The sequence below is a fragment of the Paenibacillus sp. J22P277 genome, from assembly GCF_059383675.1.
In genome coordinates this window covers 49,687-67,524 of the sequence record NZ_JBXENS010000012.1, presented here as the reverse complement: position 1 = coordinate 67,524, position 17,838 = coordinate 49,687, and the positions used below count along the sequence as shown (strand labels likewise).

Genomic DNA, 17,838 nt, shown 5'->3' with positions numbered 1-17,838 from the left:
AACCGCATTATTCTTGTACAAGGAGTTGACCGGCGGAATGAAAAGAAGCACTAAAGACTACTTGCAACGCGTTGCCTTCATGATACCCGTGCTCCTGATAATCGTCGTCTTCGTGGCCTATCCATTCCTCTCCAGCATCTACTATTCGTTCACGGATTGGAACGGCATCTCGAAGCCGAGCTTCATCGGATTGCTCAATTACAAAAACTTGCTGATGGATACTACCTTTATCCACTCGCTACGAAATATTCTGTTCTTCACGCTCGGCACCATCATCCTGATCAATCCGCTCTCCATGGCACTGGCTTTGATTCTTAACTCCAAAATAAAAGGACGTTCCTTATTAAGGACTTTGTTTTATTTGCCTTCCATTATCAGCCTGATCGTCATCTCGAACGTCTGGGTCATCATTCTCTCTTACGACGGATTGCTGAATAAACTGATCGGCCTCGTTGGCTTGGACAACCTGCAGACGGATTGGCTCGGCGATTTCGACAAAACGCCTTGGATGCTCTTGTTTATTATTTTGTGGCAAGGCGTCGGCAACTCGGCCGTCTTCTACATTGCTGGCCTGCAGAGCGTTCCGGCAGAATTATATGAAGCCGCGGATATTGATGGGGTCGGCAAGTGGACCCGGTTCCGCCGCATTACCTTACCTTTGCTGATGCCAGCCGTCACCATCGTCACCTTCTTCCAGCTGTCGGGGACACTCAAGCTGTTCGATTTGCCCTTGATCATGACGAAAGGCGGACCTTCCGACGTTACCTTGACGCCGACGATGCTCATCTACAATCAGGCTTTCCAATATAACGCTGCCGGCTATGCAACCACTACGGGCGTGTTCTTGTTGCTCATTATTTTCGCGGTATCTGCCTTGCAGCTATGGTTAACCCGCTCCCGGGAGGTGGAAATGTGAGTAAGCCGCTAAGTTTGAAAGCTTCCAACATGTTCGGCTCGATCGGATCCGTCGTCATGCTCCTCGTCGCCCTGGTATTTACGGCGCCGTTCTTCGTCCTCATCATCACGACGTTCAAAGACGAGGATCATGTGTTCGACCCGTTCTCCAAGCCGGACTTCACCCGTTTCGATAATTATCGCGTCGTGTTCCAGTCGCCGACGTTCTTCACCGCTTTGCTGAACACGGTTATGCTCTGCGCGATCACGCTGATCATCGCGGTCGTCGTTTCGTCCATGGCCGGTTACGTCGTCAGCCGTTCGAAAGAACGATTCTTTAAGTGGATGTACTTCGTCTTCGTGTTCGCGCTCATCATTCCGGCTCAAACCAACATGGTCGTCTTCTACAAAATGGGGACAGCCTTGCATATGATGAACACGATTCCATTCTTGATTCTGATCTACCTGTCGGGCAACGTCGCTTATACGTCGATGATTTACGCCGGCTTTACAAAGACCATTCCGAGACAGCTGGAAGAAGCGGCCGCCATCGACGGCTGCGGGAAGCTGGAGACGTTTATCCGAATCGTGTTTCCGCTGCTGATGCCCGCGACGGCCACCGTATTCGTCGTCGAGGTCTTCTGGTATTGGAACGACTTCCAAGGTCCGCTGATCTATCTGAGCAATGGCAAAGTGCCTACCCTCATGCTGGAAATCTACAACTTCCGCAGCTACGTCGGTACGCTAAGTTATTCCGTTACATCTTGGGGCCCGGTATCGGCGATTTGCGTCGTCTCCACGATTCCGATCTTATTGTTCTTCCTATTTACGCAGAAGTACCTGATCAAGGGACTTACCGTCGGCGCTGTTAAAGGTTAACGGGTCGCTCGACTGAGAGGAAAGAGTGGGAAATGATTATGCGTTTTACGCATGATAAAGAGCCGTCCATTCGCATCCCAGATTGGGATGCGGAAGCTCCACTAATCAAAGCTATAAAGATCGTGCTTCTCAACAGGTGATGTACGAGAGAAGAAAGAGCTCGCAACGCTTCTGGCCATGTGTCAACTACGCTTATTAGGTTTCTACCACCACGGACCTAACGGATGATCACTATAAAAGATGGCCCCGGTTTATCCTTAACCGGGGCCATCTTTTGTTCTGTAACACGCGACTTAGCGAGGATGACATGCTGTTGAGTAGACTAAACACCCAGCCTCTATGCCGCACTTGTCAGAATAAACTTACTCCGTATACCATTCACCTGTTCAGTGAGAATAAAGTATTAGACTGGATGTATTGCATCTATGCGGTTTTTCGATTCTGATACAGATAACCAATATTGTCATATATCAATTTTCCAGAACCTCAATGTACCTCTTGCACATTTTGGATAGCGGAAAATATACAGCCATCAATAAGTGTGAATAATGGCTTGAAGTCAAATCATTCTACTTGCTATACCATAAGGCACTTACAGTCAGAGCGGCTAAAATGTAAATAAAGATGTGATTCTAATGCATTTCAGGTGAAATACAGTTTTCTATCCTGCCATTCTTGTTTGTAATTAAAAAAGCTGCTCCGGCATATGCAAAACAGCTAGGTGATACGAATGACGTGCAACTGTCGGCGGGAATCGTATTCAGCATCCTTCCGGTCATGATCATCTACGCCGTCCCTTAGAAACAGATTATTGGAGGGTTAACTGCCAGCGGCGTGAAAGGCTGAGCGCCTTGGGCATGCCAAAAAAAACGTCACCGCTCTTGCACGGTGACGTTTTTTGGCGAGACTTGATTATTCGTCCAGCAATTTAAACAGAATCGTTGCCATCTGTGCCCGGGTGGCATTGTCGTTGACCATCAGCTCGCCACCGTTGCCCGTGAGGATGCCGTTACTTACGAACCAGGCCATCGCTTCCTTCGCATAGGCGGAAATCTGATCTTCGTCGCGATAATCGTTAAGCGTCCCGACAGTCTCGCCCGGCGACATTTCGCCAAGCAGCTTCAACGCCCTGTATACGATGGTCGCCAAGTCCTGCCGAGATACTTCCTGCTCCGGTGCGTAACGGTTATTGCCGATTCCGTTCGCAATCCCCAGTCTCTTGGCTGCCGCCAAATAACCCGTATAATACGTTTGGCCGGCGTCTGCAAAATTATCGCTCGCATCCGTATCCGGCTTAATACCGTAAGCTCGCATCAGCATGACCATCAACTGGCCGCGAGTGACGTTGCCCTCAGGAATAAAGTCGCCGTTCCCCATCCCCTTGACGATTTCTCTTGCCGCGACAAAATCGATCGCGTCCTTGTACCAGGCAGATGCGGCCACATCGTTAAACGATACCGGATTATAGCCGACCGCATACGTCGAGAAGTGTCCGGTTATCAAGGAAACCGTTCCTTTCGCAGGATCATACTTGCCCGTCATCGCGTGAAGTTGACCGTTGTCGTCGATGTAGTACGCGACCAATGCATTGCGATTTTCTCCTTCCTTCGGCGTATAAGGAAGCTCGAGCTGCACCGTTCCCCCGAAGGTCGAGATGACGGTTTCTCCCGCTTGAACCTTGAAGTCGAATACCGGTCTGTCTCCGACTCTTTGACGAGTCTCTTCCGAGAATCTCGAAGGATCCGCCGCCCCTACATGGATCATGATATCGTCTCCTGCAGCTCCGGCGGCCATCGTAGCTAGTGACTTCTTATCGAATACCATGCTTGCCAGCCCCGCATTCACCCGCAGGCTTCCACTGCCCGCTTCCACGATTTGCTTCAGCATGCCGGCAGTGAATTGCACGTCTACGTTGCCGGCTCCTTCCACTTTCGGAACCGTAACGACGATTTGCCGATTACCATCGGCTGCGTTCCCCGCTTCCGATAACGCTTCCCGCATAGCCGCTTCCGTCACTTTCGCCCGAACGTTGCCGGTAATCGGATCGACCGTGGGCACGATCCGAATCTCCACGATGCCATTCCCCGTTACGACGGTCGTCTGGCCGGCCGATGTTCCCCAGCCGCCGTTCGCGTTGCCGTCCGCACCTCCGGTCTGATCGCCGGATGGCGGCAGCAGAATGATTTCGTATATCCGAACCGCTTGATATGAAGTGTCGGGGGCTTGGGGTTTCGTAATATAAAACCGCACGTACCTGGCTTTGATCCCGCTCGGAAGCTTCCGATCCAGAATGTCTGCCTGATTTCCGTTCACGTCGTCGACCATCGTCCAATTCTGTCCGTCGTTGCTCGTCTGCAACTGCATCGCATACGTATTGATTTTAGAACCGAGCCAGCTCTCGAACGGACCCGCGTTAACGATTACGTAGCGGCCAATGTCTTGTTCCGAGCCCAAATCCGCCTGCAGCCAGTACGCATCTCTCTCCGCTTCAGACCATCTGCTGTCGACATTGCCGTCAACCGCGTTCTGGCCCGGATCGCCTGCTTCCTCGCCGCTGACCGTCACTTTGTCGCCCAAGCCGGACAGCATGTTGCCTTGCGGCAGAATGACGATCATGCATTCGTCATAGATGGCGGTATTCGTCGCGCTCGACGCGCGTATGTTGGCCGTGCCTTCCTTGTGAACGGTCACTGTACCGTTCTGCGAAACGGTCGCTACGCTCGGATTGTCCGATGTCCAGACCAAGGATTTATCAATCGCCTCTTGAGGCTTTAGAGTCGAAGCCGCAAGTTGAATGTCGCTCTTGTCGGTCTTGAAAATCCGATGCTGACTCAACTCGATCTGCAGCAGCGGGGCCGCCAGTGGTGCAACATGAATTTGAACCTGCACTTTGCGGCTCGAATCTAGCGCGCTCTCTGCCGTTACGATCGTCGTCCCTTCCGCCCGGGCGTAAAATCTTCCCGAGGCATCGACATTTCCGACATAAGGGATGCTCGATTTCCAGATGAGCGGTCCGTCCAGCGAATCCGCGGTTAGCTTCATATATTCACCTGGCTTCACGGAGATCGCGCTGTCATTGGCCGTTTCTACCGCTTTAACCGGGAAAGTCGCGGCAGAAGTTCCAGGCTCCAGGATCAAGCCGGCTACCGCATGCGACGGCAACGAAACGGAAGCCGTTACGCGATCGCCGTCGACGCTCGTAAATACCGGAACCCCGACGGAACCATCGGACCAACCGCTTACCGTATACGCCGTCGCCGTCGCTTCGCTGCTGCCTAGATCGACTTTGTCGAAGACGACATCGATATTTTTAACCTCGTCCGATTCATTCACGACGAAAGCGACACGTTTCCCGTCGCTGTTGACTGCCCCAAAGGCGTCGTCCAGATTGTTCGTCGTTGCTGCTATTACTTGGTATTCGTCCTTACCGAGTCCGAGCGTTCGGCTTAATAGCTTGAACGTATAACCCAGCGGAAGAAACTCGCCGGTATTCGCCGCGTCATTCCATCTGTACATGCCGAAGTTCGATACGCTTCCGTTGGAGAAGTCCGTCTCTCCGTAGATCGGCTGGTAAGAAGGAAACGCCGCATAATAATCGGCTGCGTAATACCCTTGCTTAATGATTCTCGAGAGCTGCAAGCCCAGCCACGAGGCGCTTGTAAATCCGCGCTCTTCGTAATTGCCGGGGGAAGTATTATACTCCGTGAGCATGACCGGAGCATCCGGATTAAAGCCCTTCGTGGCCCGGGATGCGAACACGTTTTTGAAAATATTGATATCCGCCGCCCCGGCGTTCGGACCGTAATTGTGGAACGAGCCGAATTGCAGCAGATCCGGTGTAATTCGCGGATCGTCCATGACGGAAGTGATTTCGCCCGTCACCGGCTCAAAGGTGCTTAAGCCGCCGATGACGACATTGCTGTCCACTTCGCGAATCGCTTTCGCGATATGATAGTAAGCTTCCTTCACGAACTCGTCGTGCGTATAGTCGCTGCCTGTAAGATTAATGAACCAGGACGCGTCTGGCTCGTTCATCACTTCCACCCAATCGATATCGTCCTTATACTTCAGATACACTTTCTGCACGATATCCTCGTAAATATCCCAATCCTTCGGAACGCCGAAATAATCGCCCGAATAGGTAAGGAAGCTCGGCGCATAAGCAAAAATCATCGATATTTTCATCTGGTTCGCTTTGGCGTAATCCACCCACCAGAATTGATCCCAATTCCAATTATCGGGGTCTTGGCACCCGTTAACGTTGTTCTTCCAATCGTCCAGACTGTTGCATACGCCTTTGAATAAGTAATCGAAATACACCGTATTCCTGATTCTCGTCATCCCGATGTCCGCCAATTTGGGGAACATCACTTCCGCCTGCGAGCGCTGCGGATTTTTGTTAAAGCCGAATACGTACGGAGAACCCTTCACCGTATCGGATGAGAAGTCGATCGTAGCGACGGCGTCCGGAGGCGTATTGGCGTTCAGTTCCTGATTATTGATCGTAACCAGGGCTTCCCCGGTTACCCCGCTGCCGTCGAGCGCCGAGGCCCGAACGAGGACTTCGCCGTCTTTCTTCTTGGAGGCGGTAAGCACGCCTTTGCTATCGATCGTCGCTTTGACCGTTGCGGAGCCGTCCGGCTCGAACACGGACCATTGCACGCGTTGATCCGTTGCATCGTCTGGAACCGTAATCGCCTTCATCTGCAACGTTCCGCCTTTTTCGTTGATCGATTGACCCGTAGTTCCGGCTACGGAGATTTGTTCGACTGGCGTTACTTGGCCATCGTCAAACCCATAGACCTCCATCTCCGCAAGACCGATCGAATTGTAATTCGTTGTGCTGCTAATGTCGAACTTCAACCACTTCGCCACGATCGGTACGGCAAAATCGATCTCCTTCGGCGTTCCGTTCCCTGGAATGCCGCTCACGTCGATCTTTGAGCCGTTGCTGAAGTAGATAACGCCTCCGTTGGCGTCCGAATTGTCTGGCCGATCGTATACAATGATTTTGTGGATCGTTTGCGCTTTGGGCCACTCCAATTGAATCCACGGCTTCGTCTCCCGCGACGCCCACTCCGTACCGATCGCGCCATCCGTTGCATTCGCACCGGCATACGAGGCGTTATATTCGGTCGACACCGTTACGGAAGCATTCCCTGCAACATTCGTACCCATGGAAGCATCCTCGCCTTGCCCGGTAATCGTCACCCGCATCGATCCGGTGATTCCCGATCCGTCCTTCGCGCTGACAACGACTTTCACCTCTCCGTTGGCACTGGCGGTTAATTTGCCTTGCGCGTCAATCGTTGCCTTCGTTGTCGGAGTAACCCCATCCGATTCGAATACCGACCACAATACGGCATTGTTCGTCGCATCAACGGGCAATACGGAAGCCGAAAGGTTCAAAGATCCTCTTCGCGTATCGATGACATCTTTCCCTTGCGCTTCGGTGACGGAAATACTCTCAACCGGCTTGTCCGCTCCGCCTTCTAATCCGTAAACTTCGAACTCCCGCAGTCCGACGTTCCAGCCTCCGCTTCCTTGCTGGATGTTAAATTTAACCGAAGCCGCGACGATCGGATTCGGAAACACGATGACTTTCGGCGTTGTTCCGTTGTCCGGAATTCCGCTTACCGCGACTTCCTGTCCATTGCTGAATTGCAGCTTGCCCGCCGCATTATTGGCATCGGCGCGATCGTACAATACGATCTTCGTAATCGTGCGCGGCCCGCTCCAATTCAATTGAATCCACGGCGTCGTCTCGTTGGAAGCCCAGTCCGTGTTCAGGCTGCCATCGACGGCGTGAATACCCTTATGAGATCCGTCGTATTCGGACGATGCCGATACCGAGGCGCTGCCCGCAAGATTGGTTCCGATGCGGACCGACTGTTGAATGCGAACATCCTTGTATCCCGTAATTCCGGAACCGTCCTTGGCGATAGCCACCACTCTAACAGTTCCGTCGGCTTCAGCCGTGAGCAATCCGTCGGCGTCGATACTCGCCTTGGCGGTCGGCGTACTGCCATCGGCTTCATACACCGCCCAGTCTACGCCTTTCACTGTCGCGTCTTCCGGCAAAACCGCCGAATGCATCTGCAGAGCGCCGCCATCCACGGTAATCGTATCCGCGTTGCCGTCGCCCGATACGCCGATGCTTTGGACAAGCGTCCTCCCAACCGACTCGACGCCGAACACTTGGATCTCGACCAGCCCTACGCCGTTCCAGTCATTGCCCGCGATGTCGAATTTCAAGGAATCGCTCACGATTGGCGTAGCCAATACAACCTCTTTGGCATCTCCGTTACCGGGAATGCCGGTTATCGTTTGTTTCGTGCCGTTGCTGAACATAAACACGCCGCCAGTAGCATCCGTTCCGTCCGTCCGATCGTACACGACGATCTTTGATATGCGGTACGTGCGATCCCAAGCCAGATTAATCCACGGCGACGAGGTCGCGGATGCCCACTGCGTATCCATGCTGCCATCGACCGCATTCGCGCCCTTATACGTCGGATCGTTCCCATAAAAGGAAGAGACCGACACGGTAGATAGAGGTGCGATGTTGATGTCTTCGTTGACATCCTCGGCGTTAGCCTGCCGCGGCATGATGGTAATAAATGCGTTGAACAGCAGAAGCGCTGTCAATACCCATGCCGCAATCTTCGATCTTCTTCTGTGCATTATCTCTACTCCCCGCAATGAAATAGTGGAAATCTTGTTAAACCGGCAAGTTGTTTAAGTCTGGAAGCGATTACAAGATTGCTTTGATTGTCATCACTCCAATCCCCCCTGTTCCATCCGATTAACATTACTAATTATATAAACTAGCGAGTGGCTCGAACAGTGGATTGAATTTGTAAAAAGTGCCGTTTTTTGCGCATCTATCCGACAACAACACGAATAGTCTGGGACTCCTACCAGGCAAATCAGCTTCAGCAGCCGACTCATCAATGAGGAAATCATCAGATCAAAATGATATTTGATAAAACACAAGACCTTGAGTTAATTAATCTCAAGGTCTTGTTCCATGTTAAACGTATCATTTGGTTTGGCGTTTCTTCTTAGGGCTGCCGTATCCTAACTCAACAGCAAACTTAATCGCCTCAGCCAGGTCAGTCGTATAGTTATTAACAGCAATTTTACCACGTTTAATAGCTTCTTTAACATAATCATCAGAATAGTAAAGCGTCTCATCCTTCATATGCACAAGGTAATATTGCCGCTCTTCATCTACTTTACGGCTTTTAAGTTTGGTATCCACAATCTTCTTTGCCCTGCACAAGCTGGCTCCTTCATGAATATCTATTCCCCAGATTTCTTGGCTGCTGTTATCTACTACTTCATATCCGACGACGACTTTCTTTCCAAGAAGGTCCGATAAAACAAGGACCTTTAGAAATGAATAATATGTTGACCTGGACAATTTCTGCGATTGCTTAGGAGGTTCTTTTTTAGCAGCTCTTTTCTTTTGCCCTTCATTGTTGCTGCTTGTAGAAGAACCCTCATCTGATTTAATAATCGTTGTTGTTAATTTTTGAAGGAGATCCTGCTCCATCTCCTGTTTCATCTTCTGCATGTCTGCTGTCATTTTCCGGGATAACTCATTTTCTAATTTATTCAGCTCTCTCGATCCTGCAGCAGGGCGCGGAGTATGAGGACTTCCATTTTTTCGTGTACTATTTCGTTTTCGCGGGACACGCTTTGGTGCCGTTAGCGAATGAATTTTCTTCGTAAGCTTTTGCAGCAAGGTCTTTTGGATCTTCCGTTGTCTCTTCATCATCGCCCTCCTTTTGACTATTAATTTTGGAGGTTTAAGCTCACTCTTAAAAGCAGGTGATCTGTATCTTAAATGCAGATGCTAGAAAAAACCATTACAGTAAAGTTAGTATACCATATTCAATCCTCGTGACACTTAGTTTTAATGAACAAGCTAGTCAACTTGTTGTACTTGGCAAAGGACGAAAATGGCGATATATCCCGCTTCTCCTCTCTTTGATCGAACTTCTGTAATTATGCCTCGCTGAAAGATTCCAGCCGAGGAGAAGCCAGAAATCAGCATTCCTTTTATCACGTTTATACCGCATCTACAAGCGCGCATTCCAAGATGTGGCTGAGAAGTCATTCCGTTCGTTTAAACAATCCCATCATCAATATAAGGACATTGTCCTCCCAGTCTTCAGGAAATGTGTACAGTAATACGCTTTCTGCGACTGTACACGCCCTCGGCGTAATGAGGGTTCTAGCGAATCCGGTTTATGATTTTCTAATAAGCATAGGAGTTTACACAAACTGACAGACCCACATACTCAGAATGATACTTGCATCGACAAAAAAACCACATGGATAATTGTACTCCCATGTGGTTTACGTCTATTCTTAATTTTTTTCTATATTTTAAGTCTTATATCTTCTTTCGTTTGTCTAATAATTTCTTTAAGCTTATTGTTTAATTTACTCGGTTCATTCTCCATAAGAAATAGTAAACCTTCTACTAATTCTTGCTGCTTAACAACCCATTCTCTCTTATCACCTTCACTTAGTTCACTAACACTTTTTAATGGTTGGTATGCTAGTTCAAGATAGTTAACGAATACGTAGCTTAAACCAAGATAAAGACTTCTAAACATAGGTGGAAACCCTACAATTATATCCTTTGATAAACCCTTTTCAATCGAAGCAATAATGCCAGTAGGACTGCCAACTTCATCAAACCACTGCAAGACATTATCTTCAAGCAATTCTTTAACATGCATAAGATCGTTTTCTACATCCTGTTGATTCCCATGCCCCCAAACCCCTGAATAATTTGTTTTAAATCGATTCAATCTATTTCCAAAGCTTAGGTTAATAGTATCCGCTGGAACATATAATGGTTGAATAGCAATAGTACAATAAAAGCCTTCACTCATTATATCAAAATTGATAATGTGCAGAGTATCTTGTTGTATCCTCAGCATTAAATTAGGCTTATGAAAAATAAAGTTGTTTGTTTTAGCAAACGAAGAAAACGAAACTATTATGGTTTTTTGTAAATTCTTTTTATCCATATTTTATCTCCACTCGTCATTTAATTAGGTTTTTTATATTACTGGAGCATTATTAGGTAAGTTATTTAGTATATTATGAATCTACTTTTGGTTAAACCTATTATAAATGGCTTTAATTGTTCCATCGTTGTACTCCACACCGTCATGTCTTACGCCACCCTCACTTCAATTCTTAGCATGGAATTATCCAATCCATTAACTAACTTAGCAAACTGGGTTTATTAAATGTTCCTGGTACTGTACCCCGCCCTGACACTGCTTTATCAGCAGGGTTCTGTAACTGTTCTTGTGGTCTAGGAACAGCTTTCTCCGATGTGTGCTTCTCTTTGACGTATACAATTTCAGCATAATTATAATAAATGATTTGTAATTAGGACAGTTCTCGCATGTGGCTTTTTTAATAAGTTTATCCGTTACCGCGTACTTTCAGAAATAACATTACATCCCAATATGGAGCGTTTGAAGAAGTTCGCGGTGGCAGCATCTAGTAATGACGAACGGCACTGAATTGCACACCATCGCAGGAGAACCGTCGAGCACATCGTGCAGCGAATACACTTTCCGAAACTTCATTGGTTTTGTCCAAGCCAGTAAGATTAGAAGGAAAAAGAAAACGTATGTCGAAAACAATTTGAACCGCATTAAATTCATATTTAATGCAGTTCGGATTTTAAGAGACTTTAATAGGAGGCATGGACCCATTGCCTTATAAACTTGATGACCTGCTTAGCCTAATTTCAGAAATTCGGGCGCATAGAGAAATCACAATACGCAGGGACTGTTATGCAGTAGAGTCAGATAAATACCGATCGATGGTCAGTGATTTCCGCTCAATTTTAAAACATGCAGGTTTTGATTTTACTGAGAATATGTTGGAGACGGGGGCCATTTTTTTAAAGCTCAGCTCCTCGCAACAAGAGCGCCTTTGGTATGGATCCGCTGCGAGTGGGATTTGAATGAACATAGAAGAGTTGCATGATGAAGATCTGGAAATGTTTCTAATTTGGCTGAAGGATCGATCTTATTCGCAAGACACGCAGAACGGCTATCTACATGACGTACAAGCATTCTTAAACAATAACCCTGAGAAGCCTAGCCATGAACTACGCAAAATTGATGTCATGGCTCATCTTACAAAGATTCGGAAACATGGCGCGGGTGACGGTGCCCGAAATCGATCGTTATCTGCTATCCGGCTTTTTTTTAAGGTAATGATGGAATTTAATCGCACGGAAACAAATCCGGCGGTAGATGTGCCAAAGTCAAAAATAGAAAAGAACAGAGTTCCCGTGTACATCGAGCAGCATAATCTTGGAGAATTACTTGAGATGGTTAATACCCGCTATCAGGCTCGCGATGTTACGATCCTCGCCCTGATGTCGTATTGTGGACTTCGCGTTGGTGAGATTCATCGGCTTAACCTGATTGACTTCAATGAACAAGCCAGTCAACTTGCTGTACTTGGCAAAGGACGAAAATGGCGATATATCCCACTTCCTCCCTCTCTGATCGAACTTCTGCAATTATGCCGCGCAGAAAGATTGCAGCCAAGGAGAAGCCAGGAATCAGCGTTCTTCATATCACGTCTCGGACGCCGAATCTCCAAGCGCGCAATCCAAGATGTGGCGGAGAAGACATTCCATTTGTTTAAACAGTCCCATCATCAATATAAGGACGTATCACTGTCCTCCCATAAATTACGACATTCATTTGCTACAAATTTGTTCGCGACCGGAAGAGTTGATCTACGAACGTTACAAGAGCTGCTTGGCCATGCAAACATCTCCACCACTCAAATTTATACCCACGTTAATGATCAGGCAAAAAAGGAAGCGATGATGACCATTCAGCCCTTACTCCCACAAACCAGACCCTACAACCAAAATCGATAATAGACCGAATTATTAAGCGGATAAAATGTATATTATTGATTTTAAGCAAAAATTTAATGCCAATCCCCTAAATAAGCGGCATTCATGAAATAGTGGAAGCAATTTTGAAAGAGGCTCGTTTATGGTATTAATTCATAACAATCTACAGCCGCTAGAAGAGTTCGCTAAGGGACCTTTATAAAGATAGTTTTAAGGGAGGTAACAAAAAATGGATCTAAAGAAAATCAACTCTTTAACTAAATATCCTAGTATTCTTACATATCACAAACTCGGTGAACGTGGGAAATTAAATGAAGATTTGACTGAAGAACGAGGTTATTTAAAAGAAGCAGATAAAATATATGTTTATGAGAAAGTGGACGGAGAAAATTCCAGAATTGTTTACTTTAAAAATCAATATAATGAGATTGATTATTTAATTGGTTCTAGAGAAGAATTACTATTTGCAAAGGGAGATAGAATTGGTAATCCATATGGGAACATAGCGGACTTCTTAAAGCCTATAGCTGAGAAATTTATTGTTAACAACTTTCCTAAAGGTGATTGGGCTTTAACCGTCGTATATCAGGAGTCATATGGCGGCAAAACGAAAGCCTCTAAAAATTATACTGAAAATAAAACTCAAGGCTATAGAGTTTTCGATGTGTTTTCTTTAACTGAAAATGAACTAATCCATCTTCTTGCTTTACCAAGTGATAAGATTGCAGAGTGGCGAGAACATGGTAATCAACCATTCTATAACGAAGATGAAAAAACTCGATTCGTAGAAGCAAATGAAATTGAAAGTGCCCCTCTTCTCGCTAAAATAAATGGTTCTGAGTTCCCTTCATCACTAGAAGATACTTTTGATTATTTAAAGAAATTTGAACATACGAAAGTTGGCATTGATTCTGTTGGTAAATCAGAAGGAATCATTGTGCGTTCGTTTGATAGAAAGCTAATTAGAAAAATTCGGTTTGAAGATTACGAGAGAACAATCAGAAAATAATCAGATAAGTAAGTCGAATTTTTTAAGGCAAATGAATGTTATTGGCTCCCCTTCCCCCTAATACTCCATGAGAGCATGTCTGTCCAACCATCGCAGACGGCTGCTGGATCGATCCGCGGGTCAGGTTCTTGCTCCAACGGTCGGGCTAGAATCACCTTTGAGACATCGTCGATCGTATAATATAAATCCTCATTTGTGGGAACAACTCGGCATGTTCCAACTGCCCTTCATAAACATTGTGTCCGGAAACAAAGTCCCACTGCCGGTAGATCCGATAGAATGCCTGTTCGAGGATATAAGTCATCGGCCCGTATATAGGAAACGCCGCTGTGAAGACAGATTTCAAGTGGTCCAGATGTGTTTGAATATGAATCCCAGAAAGGAATTCAAATGGATTCAATCTGAAGCTTCCCGTGTTAAAAAACAAAAACACCGCCAAACGTGAATGGTGAACCATCACGTTTGGCGGTGTTTTTACTCGATAATATTGAAAACGCAGCATGGGCAACTAATGATTAAATGTTGTTAGTGATCGCGATCCTGCTGGTACGGCTAAATGGGATGAACAGTATGTTAAATGATATAAACGATGATCGTGTTAGTCAGTAAATAGAGTTGATATTAAGCCTCTGATTCATTTCGCCACGGCCACTATCCATTCCAGGTTATTGCAAGCCACAAGTCGGCAATGGAATTTTCGCCGAAGAATAGTTTCAACTCTCCCTTCGGTTTTGCCGGCAATGCGATGCCGGCTGCTCCGCCAGTAAGCTTGCCGACCAGCAAGTTGGACAGTTCTGCGGCCTTGGCTAGGTTATCCTTCTTCGCCTCCTGCGGCTGATCATTAACCTGGTTAAAGATGTCCATGCTGGCAGGGGGCTGGGCTTTCGTACTGCGTGCCAAGATGTCCACTCGTGACACACCATTCAGCAGATCTCTAGCCCAGAACGGATAATGTTCCGGCCCCAAGGTGAGAGCCAATTCATACCGGTGACCAGCAGCCGGCGTTTGGGTCAGGAACTTGGCCCATTCAGAAGGAAACTCCTGTCTTACGGAGAAGAGCCGGACAGAGCCTGCAGCGGTTGCATTTTTGATGGCTTCCTTCAGATTGGTCAATGCGCCACTGCGCAGCAATCCGCCCCCCTCACGCGCGGTGTAGCGAAGGTGCAAGATCACGTCATTGATCGTTTCGTAGTCGAACTGCGCCGGGTCCTTGTTGCTGGGATTCGCTGGCAGTTGTAGTTGCCATTCGCTCATCACCCCTGAGTTTTCGAATGGCAGGTACCGTTCATCGCGCAGGTTGGCCTCGAACAGGCCGCTGTCGTTCTGAGCGGAACTGGTAATGATGGATTGCAGGCTTCCGAAGTGATCACTGAAGCGGTCATCGTCCTCTTGGCGTGTGTACTCTCCGCCACGCAAGCTCGGGTTGATGCGCGTGCTACTCTTGAGCAGTGTGAGCGTGCAGTTCACACTCGCATACGGACCCGCGACGCAAGGGATGCTGATCGCCACGGACTTGATGCGCCGAAAGTAGTGCCCTGGGCCATCCATATCGAACAGCGATTCAGGCAGGCGGACCGTGCATCGTCCGGTGGTGCGCAGTTGAATGAGCGCTATTGGGTCGATCTGCAGCAGACTGACATGCTTGGTCAGCTCATATTCACGCTGGTTCTGGTCATGGTAGGCCATCTCCATGCGCTTGATGTCTAGGTACAGCTTCTCGCCTGCCAGCAAACCTTCCTTTCCCGCGAGATAGCCGAACTGGAGATAGCTGAGTCCCGGGTTACCTAACTCGTGTTGCAGCGCCCGTTCGGCTTTCTTCGCTACGTCGAACGCGAGCTGGAAGCACTGCGCGTATAGCCCCTTCACCTCGCGCTTCATCCACGCATACAGCGCCTTGTTGGTGGTCTTCTTGTCCTTGGGATCGATCTTTTGCGTCCAGTCCGGGTTCTTTTCGCTCGTGAGAAAGAACTCAATCTCTTGGGCGTGCTTGATTTGCTGTTGGTGGTTTTGCAGCTCACGTTCGGCCATCGCCTCACGAATTTGCGCTGCGCGGAGCTGTTTGAAGATCTGGTTGATTTCGCCGGCGGCAGCTACGCTCTGAAGGGCCCAATCGCGCTCACGCTGGGTGTAGCCGCCGAGCTTGGACGCACGGTTGGCCTCATAGGTCATCGTGTTCGCCTCAGACAGGGCCATGTCTGCCCCGAAATTGGCCGCGGCGGCTAACTGTCGGCCTCCCAGTTCAATTGTTCCCCCTATGCCCCAGAAGTGCAGGTTGATAGGGAATTGTGGGATTTGGCTCAGGACTCCTGCCGACGCCTGCAGCGCCTTGGCAGCGCCGGGCAACGCATGGGCGATTTCCAGCTTGTTCAGTTCCTCGGTCTCATGGCTGTTGAGCTTCTTGCCGCCCGTGATATCGCCAGCGCCCATCAGGCCGAGTGTGACGCTCCCAACCGTGCCGGCGCCGCCGTCAGCGATATCAACCGGAATGTCTCGCAATGTGACCTCAGGTTCCTTCATCGCGAACTTCATCTTTTCAAGGCTGTCCTTGTCCAGGTCGCCGATGTCTGGGATGGCCTTGGCAATCTCGTCGGGCTTCTTGCCGAGTTGCCGTTCGTAGTAGGTATAGCGTTGAACGGCGTTTGCGAGCGTTTGTACCAAGCCTTCGCGATTCTTAATCGCCTCTTGCCATTGGGCGTACTTCACGTGTTCGGCCATCTCAAGCACCGTCCGTTCCTGCTTCGCCCGCAGCAGCGCCATCGCCTCGCCATCCTCCTTTTCCATGGCGGTGAGCAACGCGTTTCCCAAAGACTTCACTTCCTGGACGATATCAACAGCCTTCTGGACGAGGAATGAAAACCGCACCAAAGGCAGCGGCTGGTTGAGACCGTTGACGATGGCGCCAACGTCCAAACCGGCAGCGGCGGCGCGGGCCAGCAGGGCCGGGTCGATCGGCGGCTCGAACAGGGGCAATTGACGAAAAATGCCCTGTAGGTTGAGGCTGTTGCGAATCTTGAAGAGGCGGTCTGCAACCGTGTCCCAATAGCCGAGCAGCTTGTCATTGCGCGGCACGCAGAAGTATAGCGCCTTGCCGAGGCCGTTCAGCACGGCCATACGCTGGTTATCGGCGGCCTCACTCGGGTGAGGGGTCAGATCAAATGGTGCGACGGATTCCAAGCGGCGTAAGGCGTTGCCGAACTTGTCGAGATCCTCGCGCAGGCTGGCGTAGGTCTGCGGCCGCAGCGTCCCTTTCTTAGGTACTGGCAGCGGGCGCGGGCCAAGAATGTTCGCGGCCAGGACATACACGATCATCGCTTCGTCAATGGCCTCGCGCGTATCCTGTCGGAAGAGCGAATCACCCCACGTGATTAGGTTGTCCAAGTAGGCCATGACCGTCTTGAACATGTAGGCCTGCTGGCGATAGCGTGCAATGACATACGGGCGGAACGGCGAATCCTTCCACGCCTCGATGCTGCGGATCGTCTCGTCGCGCAGCTTCGGGTCGGCGCCCGTCGACAGGTTGTTCAGGATCTGCTCGATCTGCTGAACGTGCGTGTAATGGAACGGACGGACCTTCCAGAACCGCGCTGGCGCGGGTATCGGCCCGTCGCTGTCGTCGGTGGGATCGAAGATGTAATGAAACCATTGCTGTGCTTCAGCGAAACGCTGGTTCTTGCTCAGGTGCATCGCGATCATCAGCGGCACGTGGAAGAACAGCTCCCAGTTATAGACGGCGTACGCGCCGCCGGAAGAGAAGTCCAGGTCCTTGACCGGATGCGGTTCACTCACAAGTGCCGACGGGTTGTAACGGTTCTGCGAGAAATAGGGGTCATACAAGACCGGCCTGTACTTGTCATCCGGCAATGTTACGAACGATCCATCCGAATTCCGTTGGTAGTCCGTGTCGGCTGCCTGCAGGCCGGGCACGGCCCGCTCGATCAATCGGCGGATCAAGGCAGGAACGAACGAGTGGGCATGCGTTTCAAACTGGTAGCTGACCTCGCGCTCTTGGGTGATGATGTGTTTGGTCTCCGTTGTAGTGATTACGCCGGCCGAGCCGAGCTTTGGGTGGAAGTGGACAAGCTCAGTGTCGACGTAGGCATGAAAATTGTTGGCGATGCTGGGGTTCATGGTCGTT

Annotated in this window: 9 protein-coding genes; 5 read left to right on the top strand and 4 right to left on the bottom strand. The window is 49.2% G+C overall.

The genetic code is table 11. The features are described 5' to 3' along the window. Positions 1-37 precede the first annotated feature (37 nt). Positions 38-916, top strand: coding sequence for a carbohydrate ABC transporter permease (locus AC50YL_RS33295; protein ID WP_494837675.1), 879 nt, complete (start codon positions 38-40; stop codon positions 914-916). After that, positions 913-1,773, top strand: a complete 861-nt coding sequence (locus AC50YL_RS33290; protein WP_494837674.1) for a carbohydrate ABC transporter permease — start codon at positions 913-915, stop codon at positions 1,771-1,773. Before AC50YL_RS33295 ends, AC50YL_RS33290 begins: the two co-directional genes overlap by 4 nt. 912 nt (positions 1,774-2,685) lie before the next feature. Here AC50YL_RS33290 and AC50YL_RS33285 read toward each other — a convergent pair. From AC50YL_RS33285 to AC50YL_RS33275, 3 genes are all read right to left on the bottom strand, one after another. Then, on the bottom strand, positions 2,686-8,457 hold the full coding sequence (locus AC50YL_RS33285) for a discoidin domain-containing protein (protein WP_494837673.1): 5,772 nt from the start codon (positions 8,455-8,457) through the stop codon (positions 2,686-2,688). A gap of 358 nt (positions 8,458-8,815) precedes the next feature. Then, complete coding sequence (locus tag AC50YL_RS33280) at positions 8,816-9,556, bottom strand: hypothetical protein (protein WP_494837672.1); 741 nt, start codon at positions 9,554-9,556, stop codon at positions 8,816-8,818. 607 nt (positions 9,557-10,163) lie between these two features. Then, a complete protein-coding gene (locus AC50YL_RS33275; RefSeq protein ID WP_494837671.1) occupies positions 10,164-10,823 on the bottom strand; it encodes a hypothetical protein in 660 nt (219 codons plus the stop codon). 701 nt (positions 10,824-11,524) lie between these two features. Between AC50YL_RS33275 and AC50YL_RS33270 the strand changes: the two genes are divergently transcribed. The 3 genes from AC50YL_RS33270 to AC50YL_RS33260 all read left to right on the top strand — a co-directional run bounded on the left by AC50YL_RS33270 (position 11,525) and on the right by AC50YL_RS33260 (position 13,703). Next, positions 11,525-11,779, top strand: coding sequence for a hypothetical protein (locus AC50YL_RS33270; RefSeq protein ID WP_494837670.1), 255 nt, complete (start codon positions 11,525-11,527; stop codon positions 11,777-11,779). Beyond that, a complete protein-coding gene (locus tag AC50YL_RS33265; RefSeq protein WP_494837669.1) occupies positions 11,780-12,715 on the top strand; it encodes a site-specific integrase in 936 nt (311 codons plus the stop codon). It abuts the gene before it with no gap. 208 nt (positions 12,716-12,923) lie between these two features. Beyond that, positions 12,924-13,703, top strand: a complete 780-nt coding sequence (locus AC50YL_RS33260) for an RNA ligase family protein (RefSeq protein WP_494837668.1) — start codon at positions 12,924-12,926, stop codon at positions 13,701-13,703. Between the two features lie 651 nt (positions 13,704-14,354). On the opposite strand, the gene AC50YL_RS33255 is transcribed toward AC50YL_RS33260, so the two are convergent. Beyond that, positions 14,355-17,831: a Tc toxin subunit A-related protein gene (locus AC50YL_RS33255; protein WP_494837667.1), complete on the bottom strand. Its 3,477-nt coding sequence runs from the start codon at positions 17,829-17,831 to the stop codon at positions 14,355-14,357. Positions 17,832-17,838 lie beyond the last annotated feature (7 nt).

Excerpts from the sequence above, each read along its gene's own strand:
- AC50YL_RS33295 (WP_494837675.1), top strand. The coding sequence starts at position 38 with ATGAAAAGAAGCACTAAAGACTACTTGCAACGCGTTGCCTTCATGATA.
- AC50YL_RS33285 (WP_494837673.1), bottom strand. The coding sequence starts at position 8,457 with ATGCACAGAAGAAGATCGAAGATTGCGGCATGGGTATTGACAGCGCTT.
- AC50YL_RS33280 (WP_494837672.1), bottom strand. The coding sequence starts at position 9,556 with ATGATGAAGAGACAACGGAAGATCCAAAAGACCTTGCTGCAAAAGCTT.
- AC50YL_RS33275 (WP_494837671.1), bottom strand. The coding sequence starts at position 10,823 with ATGGATAAAAAGAATTTACAAAAAACCATAATAGTTTCGTTTTCTTCG.
- AC50YL_RS33265 (WP_494837669.1), top strand. The coding sequence starts at position 11,780 with ATGAACATAGAAGAGTTGCATGATGAAGATCTGGAAATGTTTCTAATT.
- AC50YL_RS33260 (WP_494837668.1), top strand. The coding sequence starts at position 12,924 with ATGGATCTAAAGAAAATCAACTCTTTAACTAAATATCCTAGTATTCTT.
- AC50YL_RS33255 (WP_494837667.1), bottom strand. The coding sequence starts at position 17,831 with ATGAACCCCAGCATCGCCAACAATTTTCATGCCTACGTCGACACTGAG.